A 20,250-nucleotide genomic window follows, 5' to 3' on the forward strand; every position below is an offset into this window, starting at 1 on the left:
ATGCTCAGAGGAAGCCGACCTCGGTCATCAGGTCGACGACGGCCTCGGAGTCGAGGTCGGACACGTTGACCTGCGGCGGGTCCAGCTCGGCGAACGGCTTCACGCCCTGCTCGAGGGGGACGGCCGGGTTCAGCGGGTACTCCAGCGCATAGCTGTCGGCCAGGATCTGCTGGCCCTGTTCACCCACGAGGAACTCGAGGAACTCCTCGGCCTCGTCGTTCATGTCGCTGGACTTCAGGATGCCGGCACCGGAGACGCTGAGGAACGCGCCCGCGTCCTGGTCGGAGAAGTAGTACTGCTGGCTGTTGTCGCTGACGTCACCGCCCTCGACCCGGTCCCGCTCCCAGTAGTAGTGGTAGACGATGCCGACCTCCGACTCGCCGGAGTCGACCGCCTCGAGCACCACGTTGTTGCCGTCGTAGACGGTGCCGTTCTCCTTGATGCCCTCGAGCCAGGCACGGGTGGCCTCCTCGCCCTCGAGCTCGAGCACGGCGGCGACGATCGCCTGGAAGTCGGCGCCGGTCGGCGAGAAGGAGATGCGGCCGGCCCACTCGGGGTCGGCGAGGTCGAGGATCGAGTCGGGCAGCTCGGAGGTCTCGACCAGGTCGGTGTTGTAGACCAGCACGGTCGACCGCGCGACGAACCCGGTCCACAGACCGCTCGTCGGGCGGTACGTCGCGGGGATCACGTCGAGGATCTCCGCCGGCAGCTCCTCGAAGAGCCCGGCCTGCTCGACCTGCGACATCGCCGGCGAGTTCTCGGTGAGGAACACGTCGGCGTCGGACGCGTCGCCCTCCTGGACCAGCTGGTTGGACAGCTCGAGGTCCTTGCCGTTGCGGAGCTCGACCTTGATCCCGGTCTCCTCCTCGAAGGCCGGAGCGATCTCCTCGAGCAGCTGCTCGTGCTGGGCGTTGTAGATGACCAGCGTCGGCTCGTCCTCGCCGCAGGCGGCGAGGAGGGGGAGTCCGAGGGAGAGCGCGGCCAGGCCGAGCGCGGTGCGGGTAGCGATCATCGTGCGTCCTTGCTGTGTGAACGTGCGGGAGTGCGGTGGGTGGGGAAGATGCGAAGCGAGGGCCGGAGCCGGCGGCCCCGGTCCGAGACGAGGTCGACGAGCCGCCAGGCGGCGACGCCGACGACGAGCGAGGCGAGCAGGCCACCGAGGGGCCACCGGTGCTCGAGGTGGGGATAGACCTGCCAGTGGGTCAGGTAGACGTAGAGCGACGCGCTGGCCACCTGTCCGACGAGGCCGATCGCGGCGCGCGGCCACGGCACCGTCGGCACCCAGACCAGGAGCAGCAGGCCGAGGACGATCGTCGCCTCGCGCGTCGGGTCGCCGCAGAACCCGGCCGTCCCGGCGACCAGGAGCGCCGACAGCAGCAGCCGGTGGCCGTGGTGGCGCGCGCGGGTGGCGGCCCAGCCGCCGACGAACAGCCAGGCCACGAACGTCGAGGAGTGGATGAGGTCGCCGTCGTACTCGGTCGCCGTGGCCCAGAACCGCGGCGCCAGCGTCGCGACGAAGAGCACGACCGCGAACCAGTACGGCGACCGCCGCTCCCAGGCCGCCACCCGACGGACCGCGGTGAGCAGGCCGGCCACGACCATCAGGTAGACGAGCACCTCGATGAACCAGAAGTGCCACGCCGGCTCCCGCCAGCCGTGCGACCCGAGCGCGTCGTTGAGGAGCAGGACGTTGCGCCAGCCGTACTGGCTGGTGAGCAAGCAGACCGCCGCCACCCAGAGCGAGGTCGGAACGGCGATCCGTGCGATCGACCGGACCAGGTTGCGGCGCCGATCGCGACGGTCGGTCCCACCGTCGGTGAGGTGGAAGCGCGCGAAGTTCGCGCCGGCGACCCCGAGCAGCACGTGGGCGCCGCCGAGCAGGACGAAGAGGTTGGTGTGGCTGCCGACGATCATCACGATCGCCGCCGCCCGGAGGAAGATCCCGGTGTCGAGGCGGACCCATCGCGACCGGGGGTGGTCGGCCGAGAGGTCGGCAAGTGCGGCGAGGTCGGCGATGCTGCGGTCCGGCCAGTCGGGCGGCAGCGTCCCGAGCCGCCGCTCGAGGCGGAGGGCGAGCTCGACGTAGGACAGCGAGTCGCCGCCGAGCCCGGCGAAGGAGTCCTCCGGGGTGACGGCTGCCCGACGGAGGACCGCGCCGTAGAGCGCGGTCAGGGAGGCGGTCGGCGAGACCTCGACCGTTCCGACGCGATGCGGCTCCAGGCGGCCGACGGCGGCGTGGTCGACCTTGCCGTTGGGCAGCCGCGGCACCTCGGCGACGGGGACCACGGCGACCGCGTGCTGGGGGAGGCCGGTCGCCGCGGCGGCCATCGTGGCGACCTCCTCGAGCGCGACGGCATCCGGCTCGCCGGCGAGCGCCACCACGAGGCGGGCGGCCTCGGCCGACTCGGCGCAGGCCACCTCGTGGTCGCCGAGCGTCAGCAGGGTCTCGACGCGGTCGAGGTCGATCCGCTGCCCGAACAGCTTGGCGAAGCGGGAGCGGCGGCCGATCACCTCGAACAACCCGTCGGTGCCCTGGCGGGCCAGGTCGCCGGTGCGCAGCTCGTCGAGCTCGGGGCCGAGCGCCAGGTCGGCGGTGCCGTGGGCGTAGCCCATCATCACGTTGGGCCCGCGGTAGACGAGCTCGCCGGCGCCGTCGGGGAGGCCGTCGACCGGGTCGATCCGGAACGACCCGCCGGGGATCGGGCGGCCGATCGCGCCCGGGTGGGTGGCGGCCAGCTCCGGCGGCAGGTAGGCCATTCGCGCGGTGGCCTCGGTCTGGCCGTACATCACGAACAGGTCCCAGCCCTCGCGCTGACCGCGCTCGGCCAGGGCGCGGACCCGGTCGGGGGCGAGCCGGCCGCCGGCCTGGGTCACCCGGCGAAGGGTCGGCAGGTCCGGCCAGCCGGCGACCTCGAGCAGGTCGAAGGTGTAGGGCACGCCGGCGAAGGTGGTGGCCCCGGTCACGGCGGCGAGGTCCCACAGCTCGCGCTCGGCGACGCTCCTGTCGGTCAGCACGACCGAGGCGCCGACGGCCAGGTGGCTGTGCAGGACCGAGAGGCCGAAGCAGTAGTCGAGCGGCAGCGTCGTGATCGCGCGGTCGTCCGCGGCGAGCCCGAGGTACGACGCGATCGCCTCGGCGTTGCTCTCGAGGTTGGTGCGGGACAGCCGGACCAGCTTGGGGGAGCCGGTCGATCCCGACGTGCTGAGCAGGAGGCGCAGCTCGGGGTGCAGCTCCGGCTCCGGCCGTCCGGTCGGGACGAAGCCGCCGTCCTCCCAGGTCGTGCTCGCGCCGTAGGCACGGGCCAGCACCGGGTCGCGGCCGAGCAGCACGGTGTGGCCGTCCGCGAGCGCGGCCAGGTAGGCCACCACGAACTCGATCGTCGGCTCCGGGACCAGGCCGACCAGCTGCTGGGTGGGTGCGAGCCGGGCCCGGGCCTGTGCGACGAGGGCGGCGAGGTCGTCGTACGTCAGGACCTGGGTGACGCCGGCGGTCCCGACCACCAGCGCGGCGTTGCCACTGTGCCGGCCGAGGTCGCTCGCAAACCCGACGCCTGCTCGGAGCCGGGTGGCGCGGTCGAGGGCGCCCAGTGGCTGCGGCGGCGTCACGCGCTCAATATAAGGGGTGCCTAACCTAGGTTAGGCACCGCTCACTGCGCGGACGCTCGTCGGTCAGACGGCGGTCAACCGGAAGACCGGGATCAGCCGGTCGGTGCGCTCCTCGTACTTGTCGAAGTTCGGCCAGGTCGCGCGCATCGTCTGCCACGCGGCGTCACGGTCCGAGCCCTCCATCTCGCGCCAGGTCACGGTGTGGTCCTGGTTCTTGAACCGGATCTGGGCGGTCTCGGTCGCTCGCAGGTTGTTGACCCACAGCGGGGGCTTCGGGGCGCCGAAGTAGGAGCCGGCGATCAGCCACTCCTCGCCGTCCGGGACGGTGAGCAGGTTCGTGGAGCGCGGGATCCCGCTCTTCCGGCCCGGCACGGTGAGCACCAGGTTGGGCAGGCCGGCGACGTCGAGGATGCCGTAGCGGTTGCGCGTCAGCTTGTGCACCGCGTTGTCGGCCCACACGATCTGCGGGAGCAGCTTCGGCATCCAGGAGATGGCGCCGATCTTGACGGCGAGCGGCGTGAGCAGACCCATGCCGCACAAGGTAGACGAAAGGGCGCCACCCCTCTCGGGATGACGCCCTCTCGTGGACGTTCTGGGCGGGGTCAGCCGACCTGCATGACCTTGGTGCCGCCGGCGAACTTGTCGTGCCAGCCCTGGTGGTTGGGCTGGTCGTTGTTGAGGGTGATCGCGATGAAGACCATCGCGGCCAGCGGTGCGGCCCAGCCGAGGAAGAACCACCCGATGATCGGGATGATGCTGAGGACGCCGAGGCCGGCGTAGATGTTGCGCTTGACCGCCTGCTCCATCGTCGGGTTGCTGACGCCGTCGGGACCGTAGGTCCGCAGCTTCATCGCCATCTTGCCGACGGTCTGCCCGCGGTTGGACTCCAGCAGCGCGAAGTACGCGACGAAGATGGCCGCCTGGAGGATCGCCGAGAGCGTGTAGAAGATGAAGTGCTCGCCGAACGAGTTCCGGAACCCGGAGTAGATGATGATGTTGAGAACCACGTAGATCGGCACGAAGACGACGCCGACGAGGATGTGGTCGATGAGCCGCGCGAGGAACCGCGGCATCAGCTCGGCCGGGCGCGGGACGCCCGCGGGCGCGGCGCCGGGATAGGGGCTCGGGCCACCGGCCGGCGGCGGGGGCGGGGTGCCGCCCGGAGGACCCGGCGGCGGCGGAGGCTGTTCTGGGGGCATCGTCATGTGGAGCTCCTTGTTTCAGGCGGTTGACGCGGACGCCCGAGTCGCGGCGAAGTGGCGTCAATCTAGAGGATGACCTACGCAGGCGGGTAGGAAACGGAACCGCGCCCGCGGCGGGTCCGGCGCGTTTCGTCCGGAAGGATGACCTGCACCCGCCTGTAGCGTGGACGGATCGTGCCGACACCTCGACTCGCCGCCCTGCTCGCTGCCTCGCTCCTCGTCGTGACCGCCTGCACCGACGACGGTTCCGACGAACCCGGAGGCACCACCACCGACCTCTCACCGCTGACCTCGCCGACCGCCGACGCGACCGACGTCGACCACCCCGCGGAGGGCGTGGACCTGGTCGACCCGCCCACGCTGGAGGGTGTCTACCAGCGCGCGCTGCAGACCTACGTCGACTTCGAGCGCGGGCGGCGGCTGGCCGCGCGCACCGGCAAGGCGGGGCGGTTGCTCTCGTTCAACGCGACCGCCGACGTGGTCGACCCCTACCGGCGGGCGCTGCGGACCGCACCGGCCGCGGCGTCGTACGACGGCCTCGTGGTGGTCGAGTTCGTCGACGTCCAGCCGCGCGGCCGGAAGCTGCGGCTCGACCTGTGCGTCGACGCCACCGGGCTCGACGTGCCCGACGGTGCGCCGGCGGTGCTCGGCGAGGCGACCCGGGCGCCGCAGCAGGTCGACGTGAGCAACATCGAGGGCCTGTGGCGGGTGACCCGCGCCGAGCCGGTCGACGGGTCTTGCTGAGGCGGGGCAGGATGGCCGCGTGAGCAACGAGGAGGCCCGGCCCGACGAGCTGGTCTGCACCGGGGCCGAGGCCGCGGGCGTCGAGATCATGACGCCGCGGGAGGTGCCGCTCGGCGGCCTGCGGGCGATGCCCGTGCGCCGCACGCTGCCGCAGCGTGAGCGCAGCCTGATCGGCGCGTGGTGCTTCCTCGACCACTACGGCCCGGACTCCGTCGCGGAGACCGGCGGGATGACGGTCGCCCCGCACCCGCACACCGGGCTGCAGACCGTGAGCTGGCTGTTCGAGGGCGAGATCGAGCACCGGGACAGCGCCGGCCACCACGCGATGGTGCTGCCCGGCGAGGTGAACCTGATGACCGCGGGCCGCGGGATCAGCCACTCGGAGGTCTCGACCGCCGCGACGACCACGCTCCACGGCGCCCAGCTGTGGGTGGCGCTCCCCGACGAGGCGCGGGGCACCGACCCCGGGTTCGAGCACTACGCGCCGCCCGAGGTCTCCGGGGACGGCTGGCGCGGGCGGGTGTTCCTCGGGACCCTGCTCGGCGACACCTCCCCGGTGTCGACGTACTCACCGCTGCTCGGTGCCGAGCTGGTCATCGAGCCCGACGTCGTGGTGCCGCTCGAGGTGGACCCCTCCTTCGAGCACGGCATCCTCGTCGACCTCGGCTCGGTGCACGTCGACGGCGCCACCGCCAAGCCGTCGGAGCTCGCCTACGTCCCGCCCGGCGACGGCACGCTGGTCGTCAGCGCCGGCGACGGGGGCGCCCGGGTGCTCGTGCTCGGTGGCCCGCCCTTCGGCGAGTCGATCGTCATGTGGTGGAACTTCGTCGGCCGCACCCACGAGGAGGTCGTCGGCTACCGCGAGGAGTGGCAGGCCCAGATCACCCGCGACGGCGCCCTCGTCCCCGACTCCTCCGACGTCGCCGACGGCCGCTTCGGCGTCGTCACCGGCGACCACCTCCGCCCCATTCCCGCCCCCGACCTCCCCAACGCCCGCCTCAAGCAGCGCCGGTGACTCCCCCTCCTGGCGGGTTGATTCGTCCCTCGTGGTCGGTTGATTCCTTCCTCCTGGCGGGTTGATTCGTCCCTCGTGGTCGGTTGATTGGTCCCTCGTGGCGGGCCGATTCGTCCACGACTGACGATTCGACTGACCACAACTGACGAATCAACTGACCACGACTGACGATTCGACGAGGGGGGTGTCCGCGGGGGCGGGCAGGATGGGGCGGCATGCAGGCGGTGATCGGTGAGGACGGGGTGGGGCGCTGCGCGTGGGCGGGTGGCCCGGGGCCGATGCGCGACTACCACGACGAGGAGTGGGGCTGCCGGGTCGAGGGGGAGTCGGCGTACTTCGAGCGGATGACGCTGGAGGCGTTCCAGTCCGGGCTGTCGTGGGCGACGATCCTCGCCAAGCGGGAGGCGTTCCGCGAGGTGTTCGCCGGGTTCGACGCCGACGTCGTCGCGACGTACGACGACGCCGATGTCGAGCGGCTGATGGCCGAGCCCCGGATCGTGCGCAACCGCAGCAAGATCCTGGCGACCATCCAGAACGCGCGGGTGACGATCGCCGAGCGCGACAGCGGCGGGCTCGAGCAGCTGATCCTCGGGTTCGCGCCGGCCGAGCCGCCTCCGGTGGAGGCGACGACCTCACCGGAGTCGGTGGCGCTCGCGAAAGAGCTGAAGCGGCGCGGGTTCGCGTTCGTCGGCCCGACGACGGCGTTCGCGCTGATGCAGGCGCTCGGACTGTTCGACCCGCACGTGCCCGGTTGCCACCGGAGGCAGATGTCCGACTGAGGTCGGAGGCGCGTGCAGGGTGCTCGGCGCTACCGTGCCTGTCCATGACGCGTGTGCACGCCTTCTCCGACGACGCCCTCGCCGACCTCGACGCGGTCGGCCTGGTCGAGCACCTCCAGGCCGGGAAGGTCTCGGTCCCCGAGGTCGTGGAGGCCGCGATCGCGCGGACCGAACAGGTGGCCGACGCGCTCGGCGCGGTCGCCTACCGCGACTTCGACCGCGCTCGCCGCGAGGCGCGCGACCCACGAGGCGGCTACTTCGCCGGCGTGCCGACGTTCATCAAGGACAACGTGTTCGTCGCCGGCATGCCGACGATGGACGGCACGGACGCGTGGGAGCCCCGCCCCGCCAAGAAGGACGGCGACTTCTCCCGGATGTACCTCGCCACCGGGCTGCTGCCGCTCGGCAAGACCCGGCTGTCGGAGTACGGCTTCAGCGCGAGCTGCGAGCACCCGCGACTGGGACCGGTGCGCAATCCCTGGCACACCGACCACACCGCGGGCGCGTCCAGCGCGGGCTCGGCGGCGCTGGTGGCCGCGGGCGCCGTACCCCTGGCGCATGCCAACGACGGCGGCGGCTCGATCCGGATCCCGGCGTCCGTCAACGGCCTGGTCGGGCTCAAGCCCACCCGCGGACGGCTCGCCCAAGACGCCCACATGAGGCAGATGCCGGTGCGGATCGTCGCCGACGGCGTCGTGACCCGCAGCGTGCGGGACACCGCCGCCTTCTTCCGGGAGGCCGAGCGGGTCTACCGACCGCTGCACATGCCGCCGATCGGCGACCTCACCCGTCCCGGCCGCAAGCGACTGCGGATCGCTCTCAACACCAGCGGACTGCAGCGAGGAGCCGACGCCGAGGTCACCGCGCTCACCGAGGACGTCGCACGCCTGCTCGAGGAGCTCGGCCACACCGTGGTCGAGGTCGACCCGCCGGCACCGGAGTCCTTCAGCGAGGACTTCCTCCTCTACTGGGCGTTCCTCGCGCTCTTCCTGCTCGGCAGCGGCCGCCGCGCGCACGGCCGGTCGTGGGTGCGCGCGAACCACGACCAGCTGACGCTGGGTCTGGCCCGGCACGCCCGCCGCAACCTCCACCGGCTGCCCGGCGCGACGAACCGCCTGCGCCGCAGCGCCCGGGACGCCGAGCTCTTCTTCGAGAAGTACGACGTCAGCCTGACGCCCACGCTCGCGACCCCCACCCCGAGGATCGGGCACCTCGACCCGACCCAGGACTACGAGACGATCATGGACCGGTTGCTCGACTGGGTGGCGTTCACGCCGCTGCAGAACGCGACCGGCACCCCTGCCATCTCGCTGCCCCTCGCGACCACCTCGGGCGGCCTCCCGCAGGGCATGATGTTCGGCTCCGGATCCGGCCAGGAAGCCGTGCTGCTGGAGCTCGCCTACGAGCTCGAGCAGGCCCGGCCGTGGGCCCGGATCAACGACTGAACCACCGCCCCGGACGAGGGGGGTCGGGCGATTTCATGTTCCAACCCACCGGGCTGTATCGTTCTGCGGCGTTGCCCCTTTAGCTCAGTCGGCAGAGCGTCTCCATGGTAAGGAGAAGGTCTACGGTTCGATTCCGTAAAGGGGCTCTGGGATCAGAATCCCCTGGCGGGGTAGCTCAGGTGGTTAGAGCACACGGCTCATAATCGTGGTGTCGCGGGTTCGAGTCCCGCCCCCGCTACGCCAGACGACCGGCACCAACAGACGGGCTAGCAGCCCGGCAGATGAAGAAGGACTTCCCGTGGCCAGCAAGAGCTCCGACGTTCGCCCCAAGATCACGCTCGCATGCGTGGTCTGCAAGGAGCGCAACTACATCACGAAGAAGAACCGGCGCAACGACCCCGACCGCATGGAGCTGTCGAAGTTCTGCCCGCGCTGCCGCAAGCACACCGAGCACCGCGAGACCCGCTGACGGCTCGCTGACCGCTCCGGTCCGACCGACCCGGCTCCCCCCGTGGGAGGCCGGGTCGTCCTCATTTTCAGGCGCCGCAGGTCGACCGTTCCCAGCGGGCGAGCTCGCTGACGTCGTACTGCGCGAGCGCCGGTACGACGGGCCGCCCGCCCTGCCGGAAGTACGGCGCCGCGGTGGTCTCGCTCACGACCCAGACCGCGCCGTCGGCGTAGGCCACCCCCTCGGCGCCGGGGAGGAACGCGTAGCGGCGGCGCGGGCCCGCCCACAGCTCGCCGCAGTAGGTGTTGGACCGCGCGAACCACACCCGCGCGGGTCCAGGGCCGAGGTCGGCGTACAGGGCGCCCTGGGTGGCGGGCGGGCCGAGCTGGACGTCGACCGCGTCGTCGGGACCGAGGTCCAGCCGCCCGGGCTCGAAGAGCGTCGCGGCCGAGAACCAGTGGAGCGGCCAGCGGCGGTCGCCGTGGAAGCCGCCGACCCCGAGCCGGCCCTCGTCGTCGTGGACGAGGTAGGAGCCCCGCACCCGGTCGAGCAGGTGCCAGACCCGATCCACCTCGAGCGTCTCCGGGTCGAGCAGCCACACCTTGGTGAACTGGGAGACCCACAGCCCGTGCCGGTCGAGGGTCAGCCCGCCGGCGTGGCGGCAGTTCGCCGCCCCGCGGGGTGCGCGATCGGCCTGGACCGGTGCGTGCTGGGCGACCTCCCTGCCGGTGCGCAGGTCGAGCCGGATGATGCGGCAGGTGTCGTTGCCCACCGGTCCGTCGCCCTCGTCGTAGCCGCTCACCCAGGCGTCGTCGCCACGCACGACGAGTCCCTGCGGCACGAACGGCGTCCCGGTCCGGGGCAGCCAGAGGCCGCGGCACATCCCCTCGTCGTTCGGGAGGGCGGCCAGCGGGCCGTCGACGTACGACGGCGCCCGGCCCCGGACGTCGTCGTACCGGATCGGGCCGCAGCCCTCGAACCGGGGCCCCGACCCGGGCTCCTTGCTCTCGGCCTGGCCCGCGCACGCCGCGAGTCCTGTCACCAGCACCGCGGCGAGCGCCGCGGCCGCCGCCCTCGCCGCCATGCTCGTCAGTGTGCAGTAGCGCCCCAATAGGGTGGGTCGCATGCCGATCGACGCTGACCTCGTCGGGCGGGAGTTCCCGCCCACCCGGCCGTTCGTGGTGACCGACGAGGAGGTCGCGACCTTCGCTGCGGCGACCGGTGCCGGCACCGAGCGAGTGCCCGCCACGTTCCCGGTCGTCGTGACCTTCCGGGCGCTGCTCGACTTCCTCGAGGCCGAGCGGGTCGACCTGGCGCGGATCGTCCACGGCGAGCAGAAGTTCGCCTACGAGCGACCGGTCGTGGTCGGCGACGAGCTCACCGCGACCCTCGCCGTCACCGGCGTCCGGCAGATCGAGGGCACCGACATCGTCCGCACCTCCAGCGCCATCACCGACGCCGACGGCGCGCTGGTCTGCACGGCCGGTGCCACGATCATCCACCGGGGCGCGTGATGGCCACGCTGGAGGCCGGGGCCCCGCTCCCCACCCAGGAGTACGTCGTCCGTCGTGAGGACCTGGTCGCCTACGCGCAGGCGTCCGGCGACCACAACCCGATCCACCAGGACGAGGACGTCGCCCGGATGGTCGGCCTGCCCGGCGTGATCGCGCACGGCATGTACACGATGGCGCTGGCGGCCCGGGCGGTCGCGACCTGGACCGACGACGCCGAGGTCGTCGAGCTCGGCTGCAAGTTCACCGCGCCGGTCGTCGTAGCGGCCGAGGGCGGCGCCACCGTCGTCGTCGCCGGTGTCGTGAAGTCCGTCGCCGACGGCTGCGCGACGATCGCGCTCGAGGTCACCTGCGGTGGCGAGAAGGTGCTCGGCGCCCCGAAGGCGGTCGTTCGGGTTGGCTGAGACGACCGGGCGGCTGGCCGACCACACCACGCTCCGGCTCGGCGGGCCCGCACGGACGTGGGTCCGCGCGACGACCGACGAGGAGCTGGTCGCGGCGGTCTCCGAGGCCGACGCCGCCGGGGAGCCGGTGCTCGTCCTCGGCGGAGGCAGCAACCTCGTCGTCGCCGACGAGGGCTTCGCCGGCACCGTCGTGGAGGTCGCGACCACCGGGGTGACGGCCGACGTCGACGCGACCGACGACCCGACCTGCGGCGGCGCGGTCGTGACCGTCGCGGCGGGGGAGGGCTGGGACGACCTCGTCGCCCGGGCCGTCGCCAGCGGCTGGGTCGGCGTCGAGGCGCTCTCCGGCATCCCCGGCTCGGTCGGCGCCACCCCGATCCAGAACGTCGGCGCCTACGGCCAGGAGGTCTCCCAGACCCTCGCCTCGGTGCGGGTCTGGGACCGCAAGCTGCGCGGCGTGCGCACGTTCGCCGCCGCCGACTGCGGGTTCGGCTACCGCACCTCGCGCTTCAAGGTCGACCGCTACGACGCCTACGGCGGCCGCCACCTCGTGCTCTCGGTGACCTTCCAGCTCCGCCAGGGCGACCTCGGTGCCCCGGTGGCGTACGCCGAGCTCGCGCGCACCCTCGGGATCGAGCCGGGCGGACGCGCGCCGCTCGCGGACGTCCGGGCCGCGGTGCTCGGCCTGCGGAGCGGCAAGGGCATGGTGCTCGACCCCGCCGACCACGACACCTGGAGCGCGGGCTCGTTCTTCACCAACCCGATCGTGCCGGCGACCGACGTGCCGGACGGCGCGCCGACCTGGCCGGTGGCGGGCGAGGACGGCCTGGTGAAGACCAGTGCCGCCTGGCTCATCGAGCACGCCGGCTTCGGCAAGGGCTACGGGCTGGACCGGGGCGCGGGACGGGTCGCGCTGTCGAGCAAGCACACCCTCGCGGTGACCAACCGGGGCGGGGCCGCCACGGAGGATCTGCTCGCGCTGGCGCGCGAGGTCCGCGACGGGGTCGCGGCGTCGTACGGCATCACGCTGGTGAACGAGCCGGTGCTGGTCGGCTGCGAGCTCTAGCGCCTCTCACGCCTCGACGCTGGAGAAGAGCCAGATGAGCAGGCCGATGAAGAGTGCGATCACGACCAGGCTGATCACCACGAGCAGCATGCCGATCAGGCCCATGATCCAGCCGGCCAGCGCCATCCCGCGGTTCTTGTAGAGGTCGGGCCGGGCCGCGGTCGCCCGGCTGGCCCAGAGGCCCAGGCCGAAGGCGATCGGCGAGCACACGATCCCGGGAGCGGTGATCCCCGAGGTCGGCAACGACAGCACCGCGGCCACCAGGCCCACGATTCCGAGGATCATCGACCACAGCGCGCCCTGGTGGGTCTGGTCGCCGGTCACCTGCTGGTACATCGGTGGGAGCGCGGCCGGCGGCGGTGGCGGAGGCGGGGCCGCCGAGCCCCACGCCGGGGCCTCCGGCTCCTGCTCGGTCACGAGGCCGACCCCTCGGCGCCGGCGATCCCCATCAGCCGGACGAGGCTCTCGACGTACACCTGCGTGCCCTCCTCCTCGAGCGCCCGGGTCGGGGTGGTGATGAGCGAGACGACGATGCGGAAGGCCCATTCCGCCGCGGCGCGGGGCGAGAGCGTGTCCGAGCCGCGGCCGCCCTGCTGGCGCAGCGCCCGGTCGAGCTGCTCCTCGAAGAGCGCGACCACCCGGTCGACCAGCGCGCCCGACATGGTGGTGAGGGCGGGCAGGATGACCTCGGGGTGGTCGACCAGCGCCTTCTGCAGCAGCGCATGGTCCCGGGCGTACTCGACGACGAAGACGATCGCGTTCACCAGGTGCGCCTCGAGGTCGTCGCTCGTGCGCAGGATGGGGACGGCGAGGCCGAAGAAGCGGTCGAGCTCGCGGTCCAGTATCGCGGCGACGATCGCAGCCTGGTCGCCGACGTACTTGTAGACCGTCGGACGGGAGATGCCGGCGCGCTCCGCGATCGCTGCGTGCAGCCGGGCGTCGAGACCCTGCGCGAGCAGGCACTCGGTCGCCGCGTCGAGGATCCGCTCCCGGATCTGCGCGGCGGCGTCCGGGTTCGCGGGCCCCGGGCGGAGGGGAGCGACGCTCGACATGGCGGCATCGTACGACCTCTTGACGGGTCGTTGACGAACTGAAACAGTACGTAAACAACTCCCGCAGTGCCGCCGAGAGGAAACCGGATGACCACCGCCCCCGAGCGCACCCACCGGACGTCCCGTCCGCCGATGACGCAGGTGGCCGGCCGCCTGATCAACGGGTCGGTCCGCCGCTCCTACGAGCCGGCTGTCGCGATCGACTGGGACGCGCCCCTCGTCGAGGGGAAGTACTTCCTGCCCAAGGAGGTCATCTCCCTCTACGGCACCGCCTACTGGGAGGAGCTCACCGAGGAGCAGCGGATCGAGCTCTCGCGCCAGGAGCTGGCCAACGTGCTCTCGGTCGGCCTCTGGTTCGAGAACATCCTCAACCGCGGGCTGCTGCTCCAGCTGCTGCGGGAGGACCCGGCGTCCCCGTTCGCCCACTACGTCCTCACCGAGATGGGCGACGAGTGCCGCCACATGACGATGTTCGGCAAGGTCATCGACCGGGTCGGCGCCCGGCCGTTCCGGATGCGATTCGCCGACCGGGTGATGGCCTCGGCGCTCCCGCACTTCCTGCGTGGGTCGCTGCTCTGGGTCGGTGCGCTGATCGGCGAGGAGATCTTCGACGCCCAGCAGCGCCGGATCATGGGCGACCCCGAGCTGCAGCCGGTCGTGGCACAGCTGATGCGGATCCATGTCACCGAGGAGGCCCGCCACATTCGGTTCGCCCGCGAGGGCGTCGTCCATCGGATGCAGGACGCCTCGCGCTTCGAGCGGTTCCTCGTCGCCAACCTCCAGGGCATCGGTGGGCCCGTGATGCAGCGTGCCCTCGTGCACAAGGGCATCTACCACCGCGCCGGGCTCGACGCCGACCGGGCGCTGCGCGAGGCCCGCGCCAACCCCCACCACCGCGAGATGGCCGTCGTCGGCTTCGCGCCGCTCGCCGCCTTTCTCGAGGAGAACGGGCTGATGGGCCGGGTCGCGCGCCGGATGTGGCAGCGCGCGGGGTTCCTCCCGTGAGCCGTCGGACGCACCGGTCGCGCCACCCCCGTGGGATGGCGTGGCTGCCGCCCGGGGAGGAGACCGGGTACGACGGCGGCGCGGTGCTGCACCTCGACGAACGGGTCCTCGACGTGGTCGTCCACCTCGACGGCCACCTCGAGCCCCTCGACGGGCTGTTCCACTGGTACGGCCGGATCGAGCGTTCGGAGGAGCTGGTCGCGGCCAAGGACTCCGGTGCGACGACCGGCCAGCTGGTCATCGGCGACCGGGACCCGGCTTCCGTCCGGCTGGCCGAGCTCGACCCCTGGGGCCACGTGCAGGTCAACGGCACCGGCGCCCCGCCGTACCCGCTCGAGGCGGTCGAGGTCGAGCTGCCGGCTTCGGTGGTCGAGTAGCCGAGCCCCATCGGTGGTCGAGTAGCCGAGCCCCATCGTTGGTCGAGCTTGTCGAGACCCGTCGTCTTCTCGTTGGTCGAGTAGGCCGAGCGCTCTGCGCGAGGGCGTATCGAGACCCCTTTCGCTGCGCGGCTTCGCATTCGTGCAGGGGCGGCCCGTAGGTGGCGTGCCCTCCCGCTCCGGCCGCGGCGGGCCGCCCCGGACCCAGCTGCCGGGTGACTGGCCCATGTGGTGAGTCGTGGTCGTGTTCGAGGACCGACCGATCAAGCCCGCGCAGCGGCGAGCCAGGCGTCGATGTCGGCCTCGGCGCGCTTGCGGACGTCGTCGGGCGCCCGGCTGGCGCGGAACGACATCCGGGCCAGCTCGGCGAGGGTCTCGTCGGACAGGTCGTGCGCGGCGCGCATCGTGGCGTACTGGCCGGCCAGCCGCGACCCGAACAGCAGCGGGTCGTCGGCCCCGAGCGCGACCGTGGCGCCGGCGGCCAACAGGGTCGGGAGCGGCACCGAGGTGAGGTCGGAGTAGACCCCGAGGGCGACGTTGGAGACCGGGCACACCTCGAGGGCGACGCCGGCGTCGACGATCCGGGCCAGCAGGTCGGGGTCCTCCGCGGCGCGGACGCCGTGGCCGAGCCGCTGGGCGTGGAGGGCGTCCAGGCAGGTGCGGATGTGCTCGGGACCCCGCAGCTCACCACCGTGCGGCGCGAGCAGCAGGCCGGCCCGCGCAGCGATCTCGAACGCCGGGCCGAAGTCCTGGGTCGACCCCCGCCGCTCGTCGTTGGAGAGCCCGAAGCCGACCACGCCGCGGTCGACGTACTGGGTCGCCAGACGGGCCAGGGTGCGGGCGTCGAGGGGGTGGCGGGTGCGGTTGGCGGCGATGACGACCGCGATCCCAACGCCGGTGCGTTCCCCGGCGTCGCGCACCGCGTCGAGGACCAGGTCGGTGAAGGCGGTGATCCCGCCGAACCGGGCGGCGTACCCGCTCGGGTCGACCTGGATCTCCAGCCAGCGACCGCCGTCGGCGGCGTCGTCCTCGGCGGCCTCGCGGACCAGCCGTCGTACGTCGTCCTCGGTGCGCAGCACCGACCGGGCGACGTCGTACAACCTCTGGAACCGAAACCAGCCCTTCTCGTCCGCGGCCGTCAGCTGCGGCGGCCACTCCGAGACCAGGGCGTCGGGGAGGTGGATGCCGTCCCGTTCGGCGAGCTCCAGCAGCGTCTGGTGCCGCATCGAGCCGGTGAAGTGGAGGTGGAGGTGCGCCTTCGGGAGGGAGTGGAGGTCGCGCACGCCCGCCATCGTAGGTGGCTGGTCCCTTTTGGCCCGGTTGCTCCTGCGTGCGTAGACTCCATCCTTGGTGGCTTTCCCCCATGGTGAGTCGCGCCCTCAGGACGGTGATGATCACGGTCGGGGAGCGAGGCTCGGATCGATCGGGGGCCGGCCGTCGGAGGGCACTAGCTCAACTGGCAGAGCATCGGTCTCCAAAACCGAAGGTTGGGGGTTCAAGTCCCTCGTGCCCTGCAGGACCAGACGAACAGCAGACACAAGTTGAAGAGGTGAGCACCGTGTCGGACTCCTCTGCGGCCCCCAAGGGCCGTACGTCCGACGCCGGCAAGTCCGGCGAGCGCCGCACCGGGCCGGTGACGTTCTACCGCCAGGTCGTCGCCGAGCTGCGCAAGGTCGTCTACCCGACCCGGGAGCAGCTGACCACCTACTTCTTCGTCGTCATGGCCTTCGTGCTGGTGATGATCACGATCGTGTCGCTGCTGGACCTCGGTCTCGGCAAGGCGGTCTTCGCGATCTTCACCGGCGCTGACGACGTGTGACCGACGCCCACAGCGTCGGACCACCACACCCCAGCCACAGCAACTGATGGAGCAGCACGTGTCGGAGCAGTACCCGGAGTCGAACGCCCCGGCCGAGGAGTCCCTCGAGGACACCTACGGCCAGCCCGACGACGGACCGGACGTCCTCGAGGAGGCCCACCTCGACACCGAGGTGACCGACGAGACCACCGACGCGGAGATGGGCCTCGACGACACCGAGGCGGTCCCCGTGGAGGCCGACGACACGGTTGCCGCCGACGACGAGGGCGGGACCGACGAGGAGGGCGGGGCCGACGAGGAGCTCGACCCGCTCGAGGCGTTCCGCCGCGAGCTGATGATGAAGCCGGGCGACTGGTTCGTCGTGCACACCTACTCCGGCATGGAGAACCGGGTGAAGCACAACCTGGAGAACCGGATCCACTCCCTCAACATGGAGGACTACATCCACGAGATCGTGGTCCCCACCGAGGAGGTCGCCGAGATCAAGAACGGCCAGCGCAAGATGGTGCGCCGCACCGTCCTGCCGGGCTACGTCCTGGTCCGGATGGACCTCACCGACGAGTCGTGGGCCGCCGTGCGGCACACCCCGTCGGTCACCGGCTTCGTCGGTCACAGCCACCAGCCGGTGCCGCTGAGCATGGACGAGGTCGAGAAGATGCTCGCGCCGTCCGTCGTCGTGCCTGCCGCGGCGGAGGCCGAGACCGGTGCCGCCGCCGGCACGCCGGGCGCCCCGGCCGCGAAGAAGCCGATCGAGGTCGCCGACTTCGGTGTGGGCGACTCGGTGATGGTCGTCGACGGCCCGTTCGCGACGCTCCACGCGACGATCACCGAGATCAACGCCGAGGCCCAGCGGCTCAAGGCGCTGGTCGAGATCTTCGGCCGCGAGACCCCGGTCGAGCTGAGCTTTTCGCAGGTCCAGAAGGTCTGAGGCCAGCGAGTGCCCGAGGAACGAGGGCACTCGCGTCGGCCGAAGAGGTCGAGTAGCCCACGCGGCCGAGGGACGAGGCCGCGACCGGGCGTATCGAGACCCGGTGAGCCGGGAGACCGCCGCAATTTCACAGTCGGGGCGACCAGCCGGACAATAGGCAGGTTGCTCGAGCAACAGGTGGCAGAGGCGTACGTCGTACTCCTCGTCATGACCACGAGAAGAAAGAGATAGAGGAATGCCTCCCAAGAAGAAGATCGCCGCGCTGGTCAAGGTGCAGCTGCAGGCTGGTGCCGCGACCCCCGCGCCGCCGGTCGGTACCGCCCTCGGTCCGCACGGCGTCAACATCATGGACTTCTGCAAGGCGTACAACGCGCAGACCGAGTCCATGCGCGGCAACGTCATCCCGGTCGAGATCACGATCTACGAGGACCGGACGTTCGACTTCATCACGAAGACGCCGCCGGCCGCTGAGCTGATCAAGAAGGCCGCCGGCCTGCAGAAGGGCTCGGGCGTCCCGCACAAGGAGAAGGTCGGCAAGCTGACCAAGGACCAGGTGCGCGAGATCGCCCAGACCAAGCTGCCCGACCTCAACGCCAACGACATCGACGCCGCGATGAAGATCGTGGAGGGCACCGCCCGGTCGATGGGTGTCACGACCGACTACTGATCCCGTGGGAGGGCCGCGCTGGCCCGCTGACCACATCATTCCCGGACGTCGAGCCTGTCGAGACGCCCGCAAGCGAAAGAGATGACCATGCAGCGCAGCAAGACCTACCGCGCGGCTGCGGAGACGTTCGACAAGAACGAGCTCTACGCGCCGCTCGCCGCGATCAAGATCGCGAAGACCGCCAGCAAGAAGAAGTTCGACGAGACCGTCGACGTGGTGATGCGCCTCGGCGTCGACCCGCGCAAGGCGGACCAGATGGTGCGCGGCACCGTCAACCTGCCCCACGGCACCGGCAAGACCGCTCGCGTGCTCGTGTTCGCGAACGCCGACAAGGCCGAGGCCGCCCGTGAGGCCGGCGCCGACGTCGTCGGTGGCGACGAGCTCATCGAGAAGGTGGCCGGCGGCTGGCTCGACTTCGACGCCGTCGTCGCGACCCCGGACATGATGGGCAAGGTCGGCCGCCTCGGCCGCGTGCTCGGCCCCCGTGGCCTCATGCCGAACCCGAAGACCGGCACCGTCACCCCGGACCCGGCCAAGGCCGTCTCCGACATCAAGGGCGGCAAGATCGAGTTCCGCGTCGACCGCCACGCCAACCTGCACTTCATCATCGGCAAGGCGTCCTTCTCCGAGACCCAGCTCGCGGAGAACTACGCGGCCGCCCTCGAGGAGGTGCTGCGGCTGAAGCCGGCCAGCTCCAAGGGCCGCTACCTGAAGAAGGTCACCGTCTCCACGACCATGGGCCCCGGCGTCCAGGTCGACCCCAACCGCGTCAAGAACGTCGCGGTCGAGGACGAGGCGACCGCCTGATCCCGGTCTGAAATCGGATCGACCCGGCGCGAGCTCGCGCCGGGTCGATGCGTTTTTCGTGCGAGTTCGCGCCGGGTCGCTCAGGTGGCGCTGAGCTTCTCCACGGCCGCCAGCTCCACGCAGACCGCGACGCCGGCCATCGCGGCCTCGACGTCGGCGAGCGAGGGGAAGGTCGGGGCGAGGCGGATGTTGCGGTCGTCAGGGTCGTTGCCGTGGGGGAAGGCCGAGCCGGCGGGGGTGAGGGCGATGCCGGCCTCCTTGGCCAGCCGGACCACGCGGGCGGCGGTGCCGTCGAGGACGTTGAGGTCGACGAAGTAGCCGCCGACCGGCTCGCTCCAGGTCGCGACGCCGAGACCGTCGAGGCGGCTCCGGAGCGCGTCCTGCACCGCGGCGAACTTCGGCGCGATCAGGTCGCGGTGCCTGCGCATGTGGGCACGGACGCCGTCGGCGTCGCCGAAGAACTCGACGTGGCGGAGCTGGTTGACCTTGTCCGGGCCGATCGCGGCGAAGGACAGCCGCTTGAGGAACCACTCCTTGTTCTCCGGCGAGCACGCCATCGCGGCGACGCCGGCGCCGGCGAAGGTGATCTTGGAGGTCGAGGCGAAGACGACCGGGCGGTTCGGGTGGCCGGAGGCCGACGCGAGGGCCAGCGCGTCGGCGCTCTTGGTCTCGACCTCGGTCAGGTGGTGGACGGCGTAGGCGTTGTCCCACAGGATCCGGAAGTCCGGGGCGGCGGTGGGCATCGCCATCAGCTCGGCGGCGACCTCGGCCGACGTCACGGCCCCGGTCGGGTTGGCGTACGTCGGCACCAGCCACATGCCCTTGACCGACGGGTCGTCGGCCACCAGCGCGCGCACCGACGGCACGTCGGGGCCGTCGTCGTGCATCGGCACGGTCACCATCTCGATGCCGAGGTCGGCCAGCATCGTGAAGTGGCGGTCGTAGCCGGGCACCGGGCAGACGAACGTGACCGTCTCCTCCTTCGACCACGGGCGGGGGGAGTCGGGGCCGCCGTGCGAGAGCAGCCAGGTGACGACCTGGTACATCATCGACAGGCTCGAGTTGCCGCCGGCGATCACCCGGTCCACGTCGACGCCCAGCAGGTCGGCGAAGATCTCCCGCATCTCAGCCAGTCCCTCGAGGCCGCCGTAGTTGCGGACGTCGGTGCCGGACCGGTCGAGGTGCGTCGTCGGCAGCCGGAGCAGCCCCTCGGACAGGTCGAGCTGGTCCGAGCCCGGCTTGCCCCGGGTCAGGTCGAGCTTCAGCCCCTTCCCCTGCAGGTCCGCGTAGTCGGCCCGGAGCGTCGTGAGACGCTCGGCGAGCTGGTCGGGCGAGAGGTCGGACAGGGGCGTCGAGGTGGTCACGGGTCCATCGT

23 protein-coding genes and 3 tRNA genes are annotated in these 20,250 nt (G+C 71.6%); 17 read left to right on the forward strand and 9 right to left on the reverse strand.

Translation table 11 applies throughout. The features are described from left to right. Nucleotides 1–4: 4 nt before the first annotated feature. The 4 genes from DJ010_RS15780 to DJ010_RS15795 form a co-directional block, all read right to left on the reverse strand. A complete protein-coding gene (locus DJ010_RS15780; protein ID WP_109695459.1) occupies nt 5–1,012 on the reverse strand; it encodes an iron ABC transporter substrate-binding protein in 1,008 nt (335 codons plus the stop codon). Continuing rightward, the gene (locus DJ010_RS15785; RefSeq protein WP_109695461.1) at nt 1,009–3,606 is read right to left on the reverse strand and encodes an AMP-binding protein; all 2,598 of its coding nucleotides are present in this window, start codon (nt 3,604–3,606) and stop codon (nt 1,009–1,011) included. Before DJ010_RS15785 ends, DJ010_RS15780 begins: the two co-directional genes overlap by 4 nt. A gap of 63 nt (nt 3,607–3,669) precedes the next feature. After that, on the reverse strand, nt 3,670–4,137 hold the full coding sequence (locus tag DJ010_RS15790; protein WP_109695463.1) for a nitroreductase family deazaflavin-dependent oxidoreductase: 468 nt from the start codon (nt 4,135–4,137) through the stop codon (nt 3,670–3,672). Nucleotides 4,138–4,208: 71 nt separating this feature from the next. Then, nucleotides 4,209–4,811 (reverse strand): RDD family protein, encoded by a 603-nt coding sequence (locus DJ010_RS15795; protein ID WP_211318826.1) that lies wholly within the window; start codon nt 4,809–4,811, stop codon nt 4,209–4,211. A gap of 171 nt (nt 4,812–4,982) precedes the next feature. Here DJ010_RS15795 and DJ010_RS15800 point away from each other — a divergent pair, with 171 nt between their 5' ends. From DJ010_RS15800 to rpmG, 7 genes are all read left to right on the forward strand, one after another. Then, nucleotides 4,983–5,552 carry a hypothetical protein gene (locus tag DJ010_RS15800; RefSeq protein ID WP_109695467.1) on the forward strand — a complete coding sequence of 190 codons (570 nt, stop codon included), beginning with the start codon at nt 4,983–4,985 and terminating at the stop codon, nt 5,550–5,552. A gap of 19 nt (nt 5,553–5,571) precedes the next feature. Then, on the forward strand, nt 5,572–6,567 hold the full coding sequence (locus tag DJ010_RS15805; RefSeq protein WP_211318827.1) for a pirin family protein: 996 nt from the start codon (nt 5,572–5,574) through the stop codon (nt 6,565–6,567). 215 nt (nt 6,568–6,782) lie between these two features. Then, entirely contained in the window at nt 6,783–7,346 is a 564-nt protein-coding gene (locus DJ010_RS15810) for a DNA-3-methyladenine glycosylase I (protein WP_109695469.1), read from the forward strand. Between the two features lie 44 nt (nt 7,347–7,390). Then, nucleotides 7,391–8,791 carry an amidase gene (locus DJ010_RS15815; protein ID WP_109695471.1) on the forward strand — a complete coding sequence of 467 codons (1,401 nt, stop codon included), beginning with the start codon at nt 7,391–7,393 and terminating at the stop codon, nt 8,789–8,791. Between the two features lie 73 nt (nt 8,792–8,864). Further along, a tRNA-Thr gene (locus tag DJ010_RS15820) sits at nt 8,865–8,937 on the forward strand. An 18-nt stretch (nt 8,938–8,955) separates the two neighbouring features. Beyond that, nucleotides 8,956–9,029, forward strand: a tRNA-Met gene (locus DJ010_RS15825). A 60-nt stretch (nt 9,030–9,089) separates the two neighbouring features. Further along, entirely contained in the window at nt 9,090–9,260 is a 171-nt protein-coding gene (gene rpmG, locus DJ010_RS15830) for a 50S ribosomal protein L33 (protein ID WP_109695473.1), read from the forward strand. Between the two features lie 67 nt (nt 9,261–9,327). On the opposite strand, the gene DJ010_RS15835 is transcribed toward rpmG, so the two are convergent. Next, nucleotides 9,328–10,323 carry a hypothetical protein gene (locus tag DJ010_RS15835; protein ID WP_109695475.1) on the reverse strand — a complete coding sequence of 332 codons (996 nt, stop codon included), beginning with the start codon at nt 10,321–10,323 and terminating at the stop codon, nt 9,328–9,330. Nucleotides 10,324–10,363: 40 nt separating this feature from the next. Between DJ010_RS15835 and DJ010_RS15840 the strand changes: the two genes are divergently transcribed. Genes DJ010_RS15840 through DJ010_RS15850 form a run of 3 tightly spaced genes read left to right on the forward strand, consistent with a single transcriptional unit; the run spans nt 10,364 to nt 12,220 of the window. Beyond that, on the forward strand, nt 10,364–10,753 hold the full coding sequence (locus DJ010_RS15840; protein ID WP_109695477.1) for an FAS1-like dehydratase domain-containing protein: 390 nt from the start codon (nt 10,364–10,366) through the stop codon (nt 10,751–10,753). Next, nucleotides 10,753–11,154, forward strand: a complete 402-nt coding sequence (locus DJ010_RS15845; RefSeq protein WP_170124657.1) for a MaoC/PaaZ C-terminal domain-containing protein — start codon at nt 10,753–10,755, stop codon at nt 11,152–11,154. The genes DJ010_RS15840 and DJ010_RS15845 overlap by 1 nt, the downstream gene beginning before the upstream one ends. After that, entirely contained in the window at nt 11,147–12,220 is a 1,074-nt protein-coding gene (locus DJ010_RS15850; protein ID WP_109695480.1) for a UDP-N-acetylmuramate dehydrogenase, read from the forward strand. The genes DJ010_RS15845 and DJ010_RS15850 overlap by 8 nt, the downstream gene beginning before the upstream one ends. Before the next feature lie 6 nt (nt 12,221–12,226). On the opposite strand, the gene DJ010_RS15855 is transcribed toward DJ010_RS15850, so the two are convergent. Both DJ010_RS15855 and DJ010_RS15860 read right to left on the reverse strand, forming a co-directional pair. Continuing rightward, entirely contained in the window at nt 12,227–12,637 is a 411-nt protein-coding gene (locus tag DJ010_RS15855) for a hypothetical protein (protein ID WP_109695482.1), read from the reverse strand. Continuing rightward, nucleotides 12,634–13,272: a TetR/AcrR family transcriptional regulator gene (locus DJ010_RS15860; protein WP_109695483.1), complete on the reverse strand. Its 639-nt coding sequence runs from the start codon at nt 13,270–13,272 to the stop codon at nt 12,634–12,636. Before DJ010_RS15860 ends, DJ010_RS15855 begins: the two co-directional genes overlap by 4 nt. A gap of 87 nt (nt 13,273–13,359) precedes the next feature. Here DJ010_RS15860 and DJ010_RS15865 point away from each other — a divergent pair, with 87 nt between their 5' ends. Both DJ010_RS15865 and DJ010_RS15870 read left to right on the forward strand, forming a co-directional pair. Continuing rightward, nucleotides 13,360–14,277, forward strand: a complete 918-nt coding sequence (locus tag DJ010_RS15865; protein ID WP_109695485.1) for an AurF N-oxygenase family protein — start codon at nt 13,360–13,362, stop codon at nt 14,275–14,277. Then, a complete protein-coding gene (locus DJ010_RS15870) occupies nt 14,274–14,654 on the forward strand; it encodes a DUF4873 domain-containing protein (protein WP_146207370.1) in 381 nt (126 codons plus the stop codon). Before DJ010_RS15865 ends, DJ010_RS15870 begins: the two co-directional genes overlap by 4 nt. Nucleotides 14,655–14,917: 263 nt before the next feature. Here DJ010_RS15870 and DJ010_RS15875 read toward each other — a convergent pair whose 3' ends face one another. Next, complete coding sequence (locus tag DJ010_RS15875) at nt 14,918–15,946, reverse strand: adenosine deaminase (protein WP_109695489.1); 1,029 nt, start codon at nt 15,944–15,946, stop codon at nt 14,918–14,920. Nucleotides 15,947–16,095: 149 nt separating this feature from the next. Here DJ010_RS15875 and DJ010_RS15880 point away from each other — a divergent pair. From DJ010_RS15880 to rplA, 5 genes are all read left to right on the forward strand, one after another. After that, nucleotides 16,096–16,168, forward strand: a tRNA-Trp gene (locus DJ010_RS15880). 35 nt (nt 16,169–16,203) lie between these two features. Beyond that, entirely contained in the window at nt 16,204–16,473 is a 270-nt protein-coding gene (gene secE / locus DJ010_RS15885) for a preprotein translocase subunit SecE (protein WP_109695491.1), read from the forward strand. A 58-nt stretch (nt 16,474–16,531) separates the two neighbouring features. Further along, the gene (gene nusG, locus DJ010_RS15890) at nt 16,532–17,401 is read left to right on the forward strand and encodes a transcription termination/antitermination protein NusG (protein WP_439331696.1); all 870 of its coding nucleotides are present in this window, start codon (nt 16,532–16,534) and stop codon (nt 17,399–17,401) included. A 235-nt stretch (nt 17,402–17,636) separates the two neighbouring features. Then, nucleotides 17,637–18,068: a 50S ribosomal protein L11 gene (rplK, locus tag DJ010_RS15895; protein ID WP_109695495.1), complete on the forward strand. Its 432-nt coding sequence runs from the start codon at nt 17,637–17,639 to the stop codon at nt 18,066–18,068. An 87-nt stretch (nt 18,069–18,155) separates the two neighbouring features. Next, on the forward strand, nt 18,156–18,875 hold the full coding sequence (gene rplA / locus DJ010_RS15900) for a 50S ribosomal protein L1 (RefSeq protein WP_109695693.1): 720 nt from the start codon (nt 18,156–18,158) through the stop codon (nt 18,873–18,875). An 80-nt stretch (nt 18,876–18,955) separates the two neighbouring features. Here the strand turns inward: rplA and DJ010_RS15905 are convergent, their stop codons facing one another. Next, nucleotides 18,956–20,239: an aspartate aminotransferase type Ic gene (locus DJ010_RS15905; protein WP_109695497.1), complete on the reverse strand. Its 1,284-nt coding sequence runs from the start codon at nt 20,237–20,239 to the stop codon at nt 18,956–18,958. Nucleotides 20,240–20,250 lie beyond the last annotated feature (11 nt).

Source organism: Nocardioides silvaticus, from assembly GCF_003160695.1.
In the GTDB taxonomy this organism is placed as follows: Bacteria; Actinomycetota; Actinomycetes; order Propionibacteriales; family Nocardioidaceae; genus Nocardioides; species Nocardioides silvaticus.

Excerpts from the sequence above, each read along its gene's own strand:
- DJ010_RS15865 (WP_109695485.1), top strand. The coding sequence starts at position 13,360 with ATGACCACCGCCCCCGAGCGCACCCACCGGACGTCCCGTCCGCCGATG.
- DJ010_RS15845 (WP_170124657.1), top strand. The coding sequence starts at position 10,753 with ATGGCCACGCTGGAGGCCGGGGCCCCGCTCCCCACCCAGGAGTACGTC.
- DJ010_RS15790 (WP_109695463.1), bottom strand. The coding sequence starts at position 4,137 with ATGGGTCTGCTCACGCCGCTCGCCGTCAAGATCGGCGCCATCTCCTGG.
- DJ010_RS15840 (WP_109695477.1), top strand. The coding sequence starts at position 10,364 with ATGCCGATCGACGCTGACCTCGTCGGGCGGGAGTTCCCGCCCACCCGG.
- rplA (WP_109695693.1), top strand. The coding sequence starts at position 18,156 with ATGCAGCGCAGCAAGACCTACCGCGCGGCTGCGGAGACGTTCGACAAG.
- DJ010_RS15875 (WP_109695489.1), bottom strand. The coding sequence starts at position 15,946 with ATGGCGGGCGTGCGCGACCTCCACTCCCTCCCGAAGGCGCACCTCCAC.
- DJ010_RS15835 (WP_109695475.1), bottom strand. The coding sequence starts at position 10,323 with ATGGCGGCGAGGGCGGCGGCCGCGGCGCTCGCCGCGGTGCTGGTGACA.
- DJ010_RS15810 (WP_109695469.1), top strand. The coding sequence starts at position 6,783 with ATGCAGGCGGTGATCGGTGAGGACGGGGTGGGGCGCTGCGCGTGGGCG.
- DJ010_RS15815 (WP_109695471.1), top strand. The coding sequence starts at position 7,391 with ATGACGCGTGTGCACGCCTTCTCCGACGACGCCCTCGCCGACCTCGAC.
- rplK (WP_109695495.1), top strand. The coding sequence starts at position 17,637 with ATGCCTCCCAAGAAGAAGATCGCCGCGCTGGTCAAGGTGCAGCTGCAG.
- DJ010_RS15795 (WP_211318826.1), bottom strand. The coding sequence starts at position 4,811 with ATGACGATGCCCCCAGAACAGCCTCCGCCGCCGCCGGGTCCTCCGGGC.
- DJ010_RS15860 (WP_109695483.1), bottom strand. The coding sequence starts at position 13,272 with ATGTCGAGCGTCGCTCCCCTCCGCCCGGGGCCCGCGAACCCGGACGCC.
- DJ010_RS15780 (WP_109695459.1), bottom strand. The coding sequence starts at position 1,012 with ATGATCGCTACCCGCACCGCGCTCGGCCTGGCCGCGCTCTCCCTCGGA.